The organism is Corallococcus sp. AS-1-6 (genome assembly GCF_020037015.1).
Taxonomy (GTDB): Bacteria; Myxococcota; Myxococcia; order Myxococcales; family Myxococcaceae; genus Corallococcus.
Genome location: NZ_JAIQDE010000002.1, coordinates 442,382 through 454,808, shown reverse-complemented (window position 1 = coordinate 454,808; position 12,427 = coordinate 442,382). Strand labels below are relative to the sequence as shown.

Sequence of the window (12,427 nt, the reverse complement as noted above, 5' to 3'; positions counted from 1 at the left end):
TGGACGACGGTTTCTGAAAGGCTTTGGAAGTCCCATGGCCGCGCGCTAAGAGGCGCACGGCGTTCGCCGCCCTTCCCCCTCGGGTCTTCAGGGGCGGCCCAGACGGAGGCATGCCGCGGTGGCCAGCGCGTACTCGAAGGACCTGTTGTTGACGATGTACCGGAAGATGTACCTCCTGCGCCGCTTCGAGGAGCGGGCCGGCCAGCAGTACACGCTGGGGAAGATCGCCGGCTTCTGCCACCTCTACATCGGCCAGGAGGCCGTGGCGGTGGGCTGCAACGAGGCCATCCGCCCGGATGACTACATGCTGTCCGCCTACCGCGACCACGGCCAGCCGCTGGCGCGTGGCAGCGACGCCGGGATGGTCATGGCGGAGCTGTTCGGCCGGGGCTCCGGCTACAGCAAGGGCAAGGGCGGCTCGATGCACATCTTCGACATCGAGCACCACTTCTACGGCGGCTACGGCATCGTCGGCGGGCAGATTCCGCTCGCGGCGGGCATGGCCTTCGCCAGCCGCTACCGCAACGAAGACCGCGTCACGGTGTGCTTCTTCGGCGACGCGGCCGCCAACCAGGGCTCGTTCCACGAGACCTTCAACATGGCGCAGAAGTGGAAGCTGCCGGTCATCTACATCTGCGAGAACAACCGCTACGGCATGGGCACGGCCATCGCGCGCACGTCCGCGGTGCCGGAGATCCACAAGCGCGCCTCCGCGTACGGCATGCGCGGTGAGGCCGTGGACGGCATGGACGTCCTCAAGATGTACGAGGCCGTGAAGGACGCCGCCGAGTACTGCCGCGCGGGCAAGGGCCCCGTGCTGATGGAGGCGAACACGTACCGCTTCCGCGGCCACTCCATGGCGGACCCCGCGAACTACCGCACCAAGCAGGAGGTGGAGGACGAGCGCAAGAACGACCCCATCCCGAAGCTGCGCGAGTTCGCGATGAAGCAGGGCCTTGGCCTGTCCGAGGCGGACTTCGAGGCCATTGAAGAGGAAGAGAAGCGCGCGGTGGACGCGGCGGTGAAGTTCGCCGACGAGTCGCCCGAGCCCAGCGTGGACGAGCTGTGGCGCGACACCATCGTGGAGCCGGGCGAGGAGGACGTGCGCCCGCGCGAGCGCGTGCTGGGCGTGAAGGTCACCAACTGGCCGAAGTACCCGTCGGGCCAGGAGCTGAAGGTGACCTGGGACCTGGAGCCCCGCGCCGAGGCCGAGCAGGCGGACAAGAAGGCGGGCCTGAGCCGCTAGCGCTCACGTTCCCTCCAAGCCACTACCCTTTCGAGATTCGAGTTCGGAGCCGACGATGCCCGAGTTGATGTATCGCGAAGCGTTGAACCAGGCGCTCGCCGAGGAGATGGAGCGCGACGCCAATGTGTTCCTCATTGGCGAGGAAGTGGGCCGCTACAACGGCGCGTTCAAGGTGTCCCAGGGCCTGCTGGACAGGTTTGGCAGCGCGCGCATCATCGACGCGCCCATCAGCGAGCTGGGCTTCACGGGCCTCTCCGTGGGCGCGGCGGCGGTGGGCCTGCGTCCGGTGGTGGAGATGATGACCTGGAACTTCGCCATCCTGGCGATGGACCAGATCGTCAACAACGCGGCCAAGCTGCGCCACATGAGCGGCGGCCAGTTGCGCTGCCCCATCGTGTTCCGCGGCCCGGGCGGCGCGGGCGGCCGGCTCTCCAGCCAGCACAGCCAGGCGCTGGAGGCCAACTACGCGCACTTCCCCGGCCTGAAGGTGATTGCCCCGGCGACCCCGGCGGACGCCAAGGGCATGCTCAAGAGCGCCATCCGGGACGAGAACCCGGTGGTCATGTTCGAGGGCGAGCGCCTCTACGCCATCAAGGGCGAGGTGCCGGAAGGCGAGCACATCGTCCCGCTGGGCAAGGCGGACGTGAAGCGTGAGGGCACGGACGTCACGCTGATCACCTGGAGCCGGATGTACTACTTCTGCATGGAGGCCGCGGAGGCCCTGGCGAAGGAAGGCATCAGCGTGGAGGTGCTGGACCTGCGCACCCTGCGCCCCTTGGACGAGGAGGCCATCCTCGCGAGCGTGCGCAAGACGAACCGCGCGGTCATCTGCGAAGAGGGCTGGGCGCTGGCCGGTGTGGGCGCGTCCGTGGTGGACCTCATCCAGTCCCAGGCGTTCGACGACCTGGACGCGCCGGTCGTGCGCGTCACCGGGTTGGATGTGAACATGTCCTATGCGGCGAACCTGGAGAACGCGACCCAGCCGGACGCGCCCAAGATCATCGCCGCCATCAAGAAGGTCCTGTACCGCGAGGGAGCCTGAACGCGTATGGCGACGCCCATCCAGATGCCCAGCCTCTCCCCGACGATGAAGGAGGGGAAGATCGTCAAATGGCTGAAGAAGGTGGGAGACAAGATCTCCTCCGGAGACGCCATCGCCGAGGTTGAGACGGACAAGTCCAACCTCGAGGTGGAGGCCTTCGACGACGGCTACCTCATTGAAATCGCCGTGCCCGAGGGCGAGGTCGCCACGGTGGGTTCGCCCATCGGCTTCCTCGGTGCCAAGGGTGAGAAGGCCACCGGTGGTGGTGCGCCTTCGGCCCCCGCGCCCCAGAAGGCGGAGGCCCCCAAGGCCGCCGCTCCCGCCGCCGCCCCGAAGCCTCCCGAGCAGGCCTCGGCTCCCGCCGCCAGCGGCGCGGGCGAGGGGATTGCCATCCTGATGCCCAGCCTCTCTCCGACGATGACGGAGGGGAAGATCGTCAAGTGGCTGAAGAAGGAAGGGGACAAGGTCTCCTCCGGGGACGCCATCGCCGAGGTGGAGACGGACAAGTCCAACCTCGAGGTGGAGGCGTACGACGACGGCACGCTCGCGCGCATCACGGTGCAGGCGGGTGACATGGCCAAGGTCGGCGCGCCCATCGCGTTCCTCGCGCCCAAGGGTGCCAGGGCCGGGGCCTCCGCTCCGGCGGCCGCGCCCCAGGCTCCGGCCGCCCCGAAGGCTTCCGCTCCCGCCGCCGCGGCTCCGTCCGCGCCCGCCGGGGGACAGGTCGTCCCGCTGCGCCGCGAGCCCCAGGCTCCGGCCTCCGGCGCTGGCGGCCGGCTGCGCGCAAGCCCCCTGGCGAAGCGCATGGCCCAGGAGCGCGGGCTGGACATCAGCCAGGTGCGCGGCACCGGCCCGCTGGGCCGCGTGGTGAAGCGCGACGTGGAGCAGGCGCTGGGCCAGGGCCTGGCGAAGGCTCCCGCGCAGGCGCCGGCGGCGAAGAAGGCCGCGCAGCCGGAGGTTCGCGCCTTCGGCACGCGTCCGGAGCCGCAGGCGGTGCCCATGTCCTCCATGCGCAAGGTCATTGGCCAGCGCATGTCGGAGGTGAAGCCCGGCGTGCCGCACTTCTACCTGACGGTGGAGGTGGAGATGGACGCCGCGGTGAAGATCCGTGAGGAGGCCAAGGCGCTGGACCTCAAGGTGTCCGTCAACGACATCATCGTGAAGGCGGCGGCCATCGCGCTGCGCCGTTCACCGAAGATGAACGTGTCGCTCCAGGGCGACCAGGTGCTGCACTACGGCACCGTGGACGTGGGCATCGCGGTCGCCATCGAGGACGGGCTCATCACCCCCATCATCCGCGACGCGGACCTCAAGGGCCTGCAGGCCATCTCCGCCGAGTCCCGCGACATGGCGGAGCGCGCCCGCAAGCGCGCCCTGAAGCCGGCCGAGTACAACGGCGGCTCGCTCACGGTGAGCAACCTGGGCATGTACGGCATCGACCAGTTCATCGCCGTCATCAACCCGCCCCAGTCCGCCATCATCGCGGTGGGCGCCGTGGCGGAGAAGGCCGTGGTGCGTGACGGCCAACTGGCGGTGCGCAAGATGATGACGGTGACGCTGTCGGGTGACCACCGCGTCATCGACGGGGCCACCGGCGCGGAGTACCTCCGCGAGCTGAAGGGGCTGTTGGAGCACCCCTCGCGGCTGCTGTTCTAGCGGTCGAGCGGTCCGCCGGCTTCCGCCCCCGTGTGACACGCACGGGGGCGGGGCCTGGCATGGGGCTACTCCCGCGTCGGCTCGTCCTTCTCGACGTCCTTCTCCAGCTTGCGCTGGGCCTCGGTGACGTCCGCCTGTTCCGCGCGGCGCGTGCCCGTCTCCAGCTCCTCCTCGTGCTCCTGGCTGCGGCCCTGGATGCCGGGCCACGGCTCCGGGCGCGTGGCCTCCACGTGCTTCACCGGCTTCACGTCCTCGTTCTTCGTGTTCGCCATGGTGCGTTACTCCTCCCCGGAGTCGGGGGTGTGGGTAGGACTTCCGTGGCGGTACGGTGGGATGCCCGCGCTGGTGTGGCCACCCGGTGGGATGGAGGGGCAGAGCGCCTGCCTGCCTGACTCCCTTCGGACGGCGAAAAAAGGTCGGCAGGCGGCGGGGTTCGCTGCTTAACTTCTCACTCAATGAACGACGACATGACTCGTGAGCGCCTGGGACTTGGACTGCGGGAGGTGGAGCCTTCAGAGGCCCCGCTGACCCCGGTGGTGTCCCTGGCGCACTCGCTGCAGCAGGCGCTGCGCGGCGCGGTGTATCCGCTGACCGCGGAGCAGTTGATCTGGGTGGCGCGCGAGAACGAAGCGCCCTCCCACGTGGTGTCGCTCCTGGGCACACTGCCGCGGGGCCGTTTCCCGTCGGTGGACACCGTGGCCCTCGCGCTCGGGAACGCCTCCGTCTGAGGCGGAGTGCTGTGCGCGACGTTCGCTTTCGGCCTGGGTACAAGGTACCCCCAGGCGCGCGGCCGGACGTGCGCGTTATCCTCGGCGCGACCAGCCTGTCTTCCGGATGAGGAAGCCACGGTCTGGAGGAGCTCCATGAACGCCTCGGACCTGCCCGCCGTGCTGTACGTGGACGACGACGCCCTCAACCTGAGGGTGTTCGACGCCAACTTCGGGCAGCGGTTTCGCATCTTCCGGTGCTCGTCCCCCAACGAGGCCCTGGCGCTCCTGGAGCAGCGGCGCTCGGAGATTGGCGTGGTGCTGTCCGACCAGCGCATGCCGGGGATGACGGGCGTGGAGCTGCTGGAGCGGGCCCGCACCATCGCGCCGGACGCCAAGCGCATGCTGGTGACGGCGTACGCGGACATGCAGGCCGTCATCGACGCGGTGAACCGCGGACAGGTGACGCGCTACTTCGTCAAGCCGTGGGACCGCGCGGAGCTGCTCGCGGCGCTGGAGGACTCGCTCAAGATTGCCCGGCTGGAGCTGCGCATCCGCGAGGTGGAGGGCCGGATGATGAAGTCCGAGCGTCTGGCCACGCTGGGGCAGGTGACGGCGGGCATCGCGCACGAGCTGATGGGCCCGGTGGGCTACCTCACGCAGAACGTGTCCTCGCTCCAGCGGGACATGGAGCGGGTGGTGCAGTACGTGTCGAAGCACCTGGCCACGGATCCGGACGCGGAGGTGTCCTCCACCATCGAGGACCTGCCGTCCCTCATCAAGGACCTGTCCGAGGGTGCCACCCACCTGCGCGGCGTGGCGCTGGGCCTGCGCGCGCAGGCGCGTGGCGAGGACATGGAGGCCACCGCGGAGGTGGCGGAGGTCGTCTCCTTCGCGGTGAAGCTGGCGCGAGCGGAGGTGCGCGACCGGGCGCGGCTCACCAGCAACGGCGAGCCCATCCGCATCGTCTTCGGGCCGGTGAAGCTGTGCCAGGTGCTGCTCAACCTCATCGTCAACGCGGCGCAGGCCATGGAGGGCACGGACCGTCCGGGCCGCATCGACGTGCGGTGGGCGGCGCGGGAAGAGGACGTGGTGCTGACCGTGTCGGACAACGGCTGCGGCATCCCCATGGCGCTCCAGGAGAAGGTGTTCCAGCCGCTGTTCACCACGAAGCCCGTGGGCATCGGCACGGGGCTGGGCCTGTCCATCTGCCGGGAGCTGGTGACGCAGTTCGGCGGTCAGCTCCGCCTGGCGTCCACGCCGGGCGAGGGCACCGAAATCGAGCTCACCTTCAAGCGAGCCCCGCTCCCTTGAGCCCGAAGGCGTTGTGCAGCAGCCGCCACACCCGGTAGAGGGTGTCGCTCTCCTGCGCCCGCACGTCCCGCACCAGGAGTGCGCGCCGGGGCGCGGCCTCCGGGCCGTACTCCACCACGAGTGCGTATCCGCCCTTCGGAGGCTGGACGATGTGCACCGCGCGCACATCGTCGAAGGGGAAGACCTCCGTGCGGGCCGCGCCCGGCGCCCACGCGAGCGTCTCCAGCCGCAGCGACTCCGTCTTGAAGTGCAGCACGAAGCGCCGCCGCCGCAGCCGCGCCTCCGTCACCAGCGCGCCGCCCACCAGTCCCCCCGCCAGCAGGAGCAGCAGCGTCGCGGGGCCCGGCGTCGGGGCGGTGTCCAGCACGAGCAGCAGCAAGCCCACCCCCGTGCATACGGCGGCCCCGGCCACGAGGAGCGTGGGCAACAGCCGCAGCGTCCAGGGCGGCGGCAGGGACTCCCCCACCAGCCGCCCCCCGTCGTAGAAAAGCCGCACGTCGCCCAGCCGCGGGGGCACCCGGTTCTCCCGCAGCGCGTCTTCGAAGCTCACCGGGAGAGCATAGTGGGCGCGCCTGTTTCCCACCCTCGAAGTTGGACGAGAGCTGTGCGATCCTCCCAATTCATGGATCTCCCGTTCGAGACCGGTGAAGGTGAAGGGGAAGGGCGGGGGACGCTCGCCTCGAAGGTGCTGCTGGTGGATGACGAGCCGGTGGTGCTCGACATCTGCGTGCGCCTGTTGGCGCGCGAAGCGGACCTCATCGTCTCCCCCGTGGGCAGCGCGGAGGAGGCGCTCGTCCTCTTGAAGGACCAGCGCTTCGACGTGCTGGTGACGGACAAGAACCTGCCCGGCATGGGCGGGGTGGAGCTCATCGCCGAGGCGCGGCGGATGCAGCCCGCGCTGGAGGCGGTGATGATCACCGCCTACGCCAGCTCCGAGTCCGTCATCGCCGCGTTCGCCGCCGGTGCCAGCGACTACATCGTGAAGCCCTTCGATGACCTGCGCGTGCTGCGGGCCAAGGTGCGCGCCGCGCTGGAGCGCCGCTCGGAGCGCGTGCGCACGCGGGACGGCGCCCGGGAGATGGCCCGGCAGGCGGCGGCGTTGCTGGACGCGGGCCGGGACGCGCCGGAGCCCGCGCACGAGGCGCTGGAGACGGAGCTGCGCAACTACGAGCAGGCGGTGCGCCTGGGCCACGGCGGCAACGTCGCGGTGGTGGGCAGCGCCGAGGCCGTGAAGGTGCTGCGGGACGCGTCCTTTGAAGTGGTGGAGCTGCCGCCGTACTCGCCCCAGTTGGAGAGCGCGGACGTGGTGGTGGTGGAGACCGGCGACCCCCAGTGGCACACGCTGGCGGAGCGCCTCCAGGGCCGCTCCCCGGACGTGGTGCTCCTGGCCAGCGCGGACGCCGACCTGAGCGACCTCCTGGATGCCATCACCCTGCGCATGGACCTGGTGGGCTACGGCCAGTCCAACGCCGCGCGCGTCCTGCCGGAGAAGGTGCGGATGCTGCTGATGCGCCGGGGCATCCAGCGCGCCCAGCAGCGGCTCACCGCCGCGCTGGACGCCTTCCGTCAGAGCATCGCGGCCCCGAACTGAAGCGGAGGAGCGCCCGGGCCACCGGGCCGCCGAGGCCCGCGTCCAGCCACCTGGACGCGAGGGCAGGGCAACATGGCCCATGGCCCGCAAAGCGAAACGCCCACCTTCGTTTCCGAAGGTGGGCGTCTCATTTGTGACCCTGCCGGGATTCGAACCCGAGTTTGAGCCGTGAGAGGGCTCCGTCCTAACCACTAGACGACAGGGCCGGCTTGCTTCCCTACAACCGCTTCGTTTCTGCTGCTGCTTCCTACATTCTCCGTTTTGCTTCGTCAACCGGAGATTTTCAGCTGGGGAACTAGGATTCGAACCTAGATAAGCAGAGTCAGAGTCTGCTGTCCTGCCGTTAGACGATTCCCCAAGGCGCTGCGTGCTGCGGGCTGCGTTGTTGCGGGCGCTTCTACTACCGACTTCTGCTGCTGACTTCAACTACTTCGTTTTCCTGACCGGCTTGCCTTCGTTCTTCTTCGCCGGCTTCGCCGCCCCCTGCAGCGGGACGACGTAGATGCGAACCTCTTCGTTCGCTTCGTAAATATTCAGCCCCTCGAAGTTCTTCCCGGAGGGGTTGGAGATGTGCACGGCCTTGACGCCCGGCTGGTTGACGATCGACCGCCTCGGGTAGCTCGAGGTCGGGTAGACGTTCTTGTAGTAGTCGAGCGTCGCTTCGAAGTCTCGCGAAGCCCGGTACCTGTTCTCGCCCACCTTCTGGGCACCATCCGGAATCTGCGCGCCGTTCACCAGCTCGGCGCCGGAAGCCGTTGCCCAGAGGGCCAACAGCACCGCCCCGAGCGGGCGCGCCTTATAGAAATGCGGTCTCAGGCTGTCAAGCGGTCGCGTCATCGCCGGCCAAGATAGGGCCCGGCGATGCCCGCGTCCACCGGCAATCTCACGTCCCGCGAGCGAGCGCCGCGTCGATGCGCTTGAGGGCTTCCTCGCGCCCCACGAGCAGCAGCGTCTCCCCGATGCCGGGGCTGGTGGTGTTGCCGGTGATGGCCACGCGGATGGGCTGGGCCACCTTGCCCATGCCCACCTGGGCGGCCTCGCTCACCGTCTTCACCACTCCGTCCAGCGGCTCCACCGTCCAGGCGGGCAGGGCGGCCAGCTTCTCCCGGGCCTGGCGCAGGAGGTTGAGCGAGTCCCCGCCCAGGTGCTTGGCGGCGGCCTTCTCATCCAGGGTGACGCCGCTCTTGAAGTAGATGGACGCGGTGTTCGCCATCTCCTCCAGGGTGCGCGAGCGCTCGCGCAGCGCGAGCACCAGCGGCTCCAGGCGCGCGTCCCCCTTCGCCTGGAAGCCGCGGGCCTCCAGGAAGGGGACGAGCCGCTCCGCGACCACGGCCGGGGGCAGGAGCTTGAACCACTGCTGGTTGAGCCACTGGAGCTTCTCCGGGTTCCACACGCCGGAGGTGCTGCCCACGCCGTCGAAGTCGAACCACTCCACCATCTGCTCGCGGCTGATGACCTCGTCGTTGCCGTGGCTCCAGCCCAGGCGGATGACGAAGTTGAGCAGGGCCTCCGGCATGATGCCCGTGCGCTTGTGCAGCATCACGTCCGCTTCCGGGTGCTTGCGCTTGGAGAGCTTCTCCCGGTCCGGCCCCAGGATGAGCGGCAGGTGCGCGAAGTCCGGCGGCGTCCACCCCAGCGCCTGGTAGAGCATCAACTGCGGGAAGGTGGAGTTGATGTGCTCCTGGCCGCGCGACACCAGGGTGATGTCCATCAGGTGGTCGTCGATGACGCAGCCGTAGTTGTAGAGCGGGATGCCGTCCGCCCGCATCATCACCCAGTCATCCAGGTCCGAGTACGGCTTGGTGATGGTGCCCAGCACCTTGTCGTTGAACGACACGGTGCCCTCGCCGGAGGGCATGCGGAAGCGGATGACGGCGTCCTCCAGCTTCTTGCCGGGGGGCGGGGCCTTCAGGTCGTGGCAGGTGCCCTCGTACTTGTACGACCCCGGGCCCTTCGCCTTCTCCACGGCCTCGCGGCGCTGGGTAATCTCCTCGCGGGTGCAGTAGCACCGGAACGCCTTGCCCTGGGAGATGAGCAGCTCGGCGTGCCGCCGGTACGTGTCCAACCGCTGGGTCTGGAAGTAGGGACCGTACTTCGGGTCCTCCTTGCCGGGGCCCTCATCCCAGTCCAGGCCCAGCCAGTCGAGGCCGTCCAGGATGGCCTGGACGGACTCGGGCGTGGAGCGCTCCTGGTCCGTATCTTCCATGCGCAGGATGAAGGTCCCGCCGTAGCGCTTCGCGTAGAGGTAGTTGAAGAGCGCGGTACGGGCGCCTCCGATGTGGAGGTATCCAGTAGGTGACGGAGCGAAGCGGACGCGGGGTTTTGACGGAGCCATGAGCAGGCGCGCGATAGCAGGACGGGTGCACGAGGGTCAACGCAAGCCGCCCGCTTGGGGTTAGGCTGCGCGGCCAAGGAGACTATCCATGTCGATTCGACACGCGGTTCGCACGGTGGTGCTGGCCACCCTGCTCGGAGGGCTGCCGGTGGGGGCCACCACGATGCTGCGGACGGACCTGCCGCAGATGGCGCAGACGTCGGACGCGGTGGTGCAGGGGGTCGTCCGGCGCGTGCAGAGCCGGTGGAGCGGAGACAACCGCCGCATCGTCACCGACGTGGAGATCCAGGTGACGGAGGCCCTCAAGGGGCAGCCCGGCGGCACGGTGGTCGTCACCCAGCCGGGAGGCCGGATGGGCGACATCGGCCAGGTGGTGAGCGGGCTCGCGTCCTTCTCCGAGGGCGAGGAGGTCGTCGTCTTCCTGGAGAAGCGCGGCGCGGCCGCGTTCCAGTTGTCCGGCATGGCGCAGGGCAAGTACCAGGTCCAGCGCGCCGGCCCGGGCGCGATGGCGGTGCCGGCGTCCACCGGGGACGCGGTGCTGATTGATCCGAAGACGCGCCAGGAGACGGTGTCGAACGCGAAGCCGGTGACGCTGGAGGAGCTGAAGGCCTCCGTGCGCGCGGCGGTCCAGGCGCAGCAGGCGGCGCCCGCGAAGAAGGGGGCGAAGTGATGGGCGCGCTCGCGTCATGGGTGGTGCTGGCGGCGGTGATGGGACAGAGCTCCGCGCCGTACGTGCGCAGCCGGGTGACCCCCGGGGACGAGGCCACGCAGTGCCTGTACTGGACGCAGTCCAAGGTCACCTGGCAGCAGAGCACCGTGGGCAACCCGAAGGTGACGAACCACACGGAGTTCGACGCCATCACCCGCTCGTTCCAGAGCTGGCAGGACATCTTCGCCTCCTGCGGCAACCTGACGCTGGCGGAGGGCGCGCGCGTGAACTCCCGGACGGTGGGCTACAGCCGCTCCGGCGGCAACATCAACCTCATCCTCTTCCGGGGCCGCGCCTGTCGCGAGGTCGTGGACGCCAACGACGCGTGCTTCACCCAGGACACGTGCGCGAACACGTACGACTGCTGGGATGACAGCGACGGCACCATCGCCATCACGCTCACCACGTACGACGAGAACACGGGCGTCGTCTACGACTCGGACATCTCCTTCAACGCCGCGCGCTTCAACTTCACCACCGGCAACGGCGGCCCGTGCGGCATCGTCGCCACGCCGGACTGCGTGGACACGGACGTGCAGAACACGGCCACCCATGAGGTGGGCCACTTCGTGGGCCTGGACCACACGCTGGCGACGGGCTCCACGATGAACCCCAGCGCCCCGCCGGGTGAGACGTCCAAGCGCAACATCGACTCCGGTTCGCGCAGCTTCGTGTGCGCCGCGTACCCCAAGGGCAGCGCGAGCCAGCCCTGCCTGCCGGTGAACGGCAATGGCAACGGCAATGGGAACGGCGACGGGGACGGCGGCGACGACGGCTGCACCGCGGCGGCCGGCGGACTGGCGGTGCTGCCGCTGCTGGCCGCGGCCTCGCTGCTGGCCCGCCGCCGGCGGGGTGGACGGTGAGCTGTCGCCTGCTGCTCCTGGGAGTGCTGCTGTGCGCGGGAGCGGCGGGCGCGCAGCAGGACTTCAAGCGCACGCTCGTGCCGGGCCGCCCGCTGTGCCTGGTGTGGCCGGGGCGTGACTACGTCTACCACCTGGACGCGGCCGGCAGCACGCGCACGCCCGGGGACACGGAGTTCGCCGCCATGGAGGCGGCCTTCGACGCGTGGCGGGCGCTGTCCGCGACGTGCAGCGACTTCCGCTTCATCCGGGGCGAGGACTGGTCGCGCTCCGTCGAAATCGGCTACGACCAGGAGCACCCCTTCGACAACTACAACGTCGTCACCTTCCGCGAGCGCAACTGCCAGGACGTGGCCCCGCCGGACGACGCGTGCTGGGGGGAGGAGACGTGCGGCAACGTCTACCGGTGCTGGGCGCACGGGGGCGCCACCATCGGGCTCACCACGTCGTCGTTCAGCTTCAAGGACGGCGCCGTGGTGGACTCGGACATCGAGCTCAACGCGGCGGAGACGGACTACGGGCCCAGCTTCCTGTTCACCACCGTGAATGGCCCGCCGTGCTCGGGCACGCCGTCCACCGACTGCGTCGCCTACGACGTGCAGAACACCATGACGCACGAGATTGGCCACGTCATCGGGCTGGACCACGTCTTCTCCGCGGGCTCCACCATGGAGGCCACGGCCTCCCAGGGAGAGACCTCCAAGCGCGTCATCGACGCGGGCTCCGCGGCCGGCTTCTGCTCGGCCTATCCGCGCGGCCTGCCGCCCACGCAGTGCCGCATCCCGGAGGACCCGGGCTTGAAGCTGGTGGCGGACGGGAAGGGCACCGGCTGCGGCGCCTCCGCGGGTGGGCCGGGCGTGGCCGCCGTGCTGCTCTGGGGCGTGGCGCTGCTGCGCAGGGGCAGGCGGTCAGCGGCCCCCCGGGCCGGCCCCCCTGGCGCTGCCCCGGGCGGAGCGCGCGGTTAGAC

At 69.6% G+C, this 12,427-nt stretch carries 13 protein-coding genes and 2 tRNA genes; 9 read left to right on the top strand and 6 right to left on the bottom strand.

Annotation, left to right across the window (positions count from 1 at the left end; translation table 11 throughout):
* Window positions 1-118 precede the first annotated feature (118 nt).
* From pdhA to K8612_RS04730, 3 genes are read left to right on the top strand one after another with little or no spacing between them, the layout of a single operon-like run.
* Window positions 119-1,246 (top strand): pyruvate dehydrogenase (acetyl-transferring) E1 component subunit alpha, encoded by a 1,128-nt coding sequence (gene pdhA / locus K8612_RS04740; protein WP_223761386.1) that lies wholly within the window; start codon window positions 119-121, stop codon window positions 1,244-1,246.
* A 55-nt stretch (window positions 1,247-1,301) separates the two neighbouring features.
* Window positions 1,302-2,288 (top strand): pyruvate dehydrogenase complex E1 component subunit beta, encoded by a 987-nt coding sequence (locus K8612_RS04735; protein WP_223744090.1) that lies wholly within the window; start codon window positions 1,302-1,304, stop codon window positions 2,286-2,288.
* A gap of 6 nt (window positions 2,289-2,294) precedes the next feature.
* Window positions 2,295-3,944: a pyruvate dehydrogenase complex dihydrolipoamide acetyltransferase gene (locus tag K8612_RS04730; RefSeq protein ID WP_223761385.1), complete on the top strand. Its 1,650-nt coding sequence runs from the start codon at window positions 2,295-2,297 to the stop codon at window positions 3,942-3,944.
* A gap of 65 nt (window positions 3,945-4,009) precedes the next feature.
* Here the strand turns inward: K8612_RS04730 and K8612_RS04725 are convergent, their stop codons facing one another.
* Window positions 4,010-4,216 (bottom strand): hypothetical protein, encoded by a 207-nt coding sequence (locus tag K8612_RS04725; protein ID WP_223744088.1) that lies wholly within the window; start codon window positions 4,214-4,216, stop codon window positions 4,010-4,012.
* A gap of 195 nt (window positions 4,217-4,411) precedes the next feature.
* On the opposite strand from K8612_RS04725, the gene K8612_RS04720 reads away from it, so the two are divergent.
* Both K8612_RS04720 and K8612_RS04715 read left to right on the top strand, forming a co-directional pair.
* On the top strand, window positions 4,412-4,672 hold the full coding sequence (locus tag K8612_RS04720; protein WP_223761384.1) for a DUF2795 domain-containing protein: 261 nt from the start codon (window positions 4,412-4,414) through the stop codon (window positions 4,670-4,672).
* A gap of 135 nt (window positions 4,673-4,807) precedes the next feature.
* Complete coding sequence (locus K8612_RS04715) at window positions 4,808-5,965, top strand: sensor histidine kinase (RefSeq protein WP_223744086.1); 1,158 nt, start codon at window positions 4,808-4,810, stop codon at window positions 5,963-5,965.
* On the opposite strand, the gene K8612_RS04710 is transcribed toward K8612_RS04715, so the two are convergent.
* A complete protein-coding gene (locus tag K8612_RS04710; protein ID WP_223761383.1) occupies window positions 5,943-6,515 on the bottom strand; it encodes a hypothetical protein in 573 nt (190 codons plus the stop codon). The two genes, K8612_RS04715 and K8612_RS04710, sit on opposite strands and share 23 nt — an antisense overlap.
* A gap of 72 nt (window positions 6,516-6,587) precedes the next feature.
* Here K8612_RS04710 and K8612_RS04705 point away from each other — a divergent pair, with 72 nt between their 5' ends.
* Window positions 6,588-7,556 carry a response regulator gene (locus tag K8612_RS04705; RefSeq protein WP_223744084.1) on the top strand — a complete coding sequence of 323 codons (969 nt, stop codon included), beginning with the start codon at window positions 6,588-6,590 and terminating at the stop codon, window positions 7,554-7,556.
* Between the two features lie 134 nt (window positions 7,557-7,690).
* Here the strand turns inward: K8612_RS04705 and K8612_RS04700 are convergent.
* The 4 genes from K8612_RS04700 to gltX form a co-directional block, all read right to left on the bottom strand.
* A tRNA-Glu gene (locus K8612_RS04700) sits at window positions 7,691-7,762 on the bottom strand.
* Window positions 7,763-7,843: 81 nt separating this feature from the next.
* Window positions 7,844-7,914 (bottom strand) — tRNA-Gln (locus K8612_RS04695).
* A 68-nt stretch (window positions 7,915-7,982) separates the two neighbouring features.
* The gene (locus tag K8612_RS04690) at window positions 7,983-8,393 is read right to left on the bottom strand and encodes a hypothetical protein (RefSeq protein WP_014398160.1); all 411 of its coding nucleotides are present in this window, start codon (window positions 8,391-8,393) and stop codon (window positions 7,983-7,985) included.
* Window positions 8,394-8,439: 46 nt separating this feature from the next.
* Window positions 8,440-9,891 (bottom strand): glutamate--tRNA ligase, encoded by a 1,452-nt coding sequence (gene gltX, locus K8612_RS04685; protein WP_223744082.1) that lies wholly within the window; start codon window positions 9,889-9,891, stop codon window positions 8,440-8,442.
* Window positions 9,892-9,979: 88 nt separating this feature from the next.
* Here gltX and K8612_RS04680 point away from each other — a divergent pair, with 88 nt between their 5' ends.
* The 3 genes from K8612_RS04680 to K8612_RS04670 are packed head-to-tail and all read left to right on the top strand — an operon-like array spanning window position 9,980 to window position 12,425.
* The gene (locus tag K8612_RS04680) at window positions 9,980-10,561 is read left to right on the top strand and encodes a hypothetical protein (RefSeq protein ID WP_223744081.1); all 582 of its coding nucleotides are present in this window, start codon (window positions 9,980-9,982) and stop codon (window positions 10,559-10,561) included.
* The gene (locus K8612_RS04675) at window positions 10,561-11,463 is read left to right on the top strand and encodes a myxosortase-dependent metalloprotease, MXAN_2677/MXAN_2678 family (RefSeq protein ID WP_223744121.1); all 903 of its coding nucleotides are present in this window, start codon (window positions 10,561-10,563) and stop codon (window positions 11,461-11,463) included. The genes K8612_RS04680 and K8612_RS04675 overlap by 1 nt, the downstream gene beginning before the upstream one ends.
* Window positions 11,460-12,425, top strand: coding sequence for a myxosortase-dependent metalloprotease, MXAN_2677/MXAN_2678 family (locus K8612_RS04670; protein ID WP_223761382.1), 966 nt, complete (start codon window positions 11,460-11,462; stop codon window positions 12,423-12,425). The genes K8612_RS04675 and K8612_RS04670 overlap by 4 nt, the downstream gene beginning before the upstream one ends.
* The last annotated feature ends 2 nt before the right edge of the window (window positions 12,426-12,427 follow it).

Coding starts and splice junctions, on each gene's coding strand:
- K8612_RS04725 (WP_223744088.1), bottom strand. CDS start 4,216: ATGGCGAACACGAAGAACGAGGACGTGAAGCCGGTGAAGCACGTGGAG.
- K8612_RS04675 (WP_223744121.1), top strand. CDS start 10,561: ATGGGCGCGCTCGCGTCATGGGTGGTGCTGGCGGCGGTGATGGGACAG.
- K8612_RS04680 (WP_223744081.1), top strand. CDS start 9,980: ATGTCGATTCGACACGCGGTTCGCACGGTGGTGCTGGCCACCCTGCTC.
- K8612_RS04715 (WP_223744086.1), top strand. CDS start 4,808: ATGAACGCCTCGGACCTGCCCGCCGTGCTGTACGTGGACGACGACGCC.
- gltX (WP_223744082.1), bottom strand. CDS start 9,891: ATGGCTCCGTCAAAACCCCGCGTCCGCTTCGCTCCGTCACCTACTGGA.
- K8612_RS04730 (WP_223761385.1), top strand. CDS start 2,295: ATGGCGACGCCCATCCAGATGCCCAGCCTCTCCCCGACGATGAAGGAG.
- K8612_RS04735 (WP_223744090.1), top strand. CDS start 1,302: ATGCCCGAGTTGATGTATCGCGAAGCGTTGAACCAGGCGCTCGCCGAG.
- K8612_RS04705 (WP_223744084.1), top strand. CDS start 6,588: ATGGATCTCCCGTTCGAGACCGGTGAAGGTGAAGGGGAAGGGCGGGGG.
- K8612_RS04720 (WP_223761384.1), top strand. CDS start 4,412: ATGACTCGTGAGCGCCTGGGACTTGGACTGCGGGAGGTGGAGCCTTCA.
- K8612_RS04690 (WP_014398160.1), bottom strand. CDS start 8,393: ATGACGCGACCGCTTGACAGCCTGAGACCGCATTTCTATAAGGCGCGC.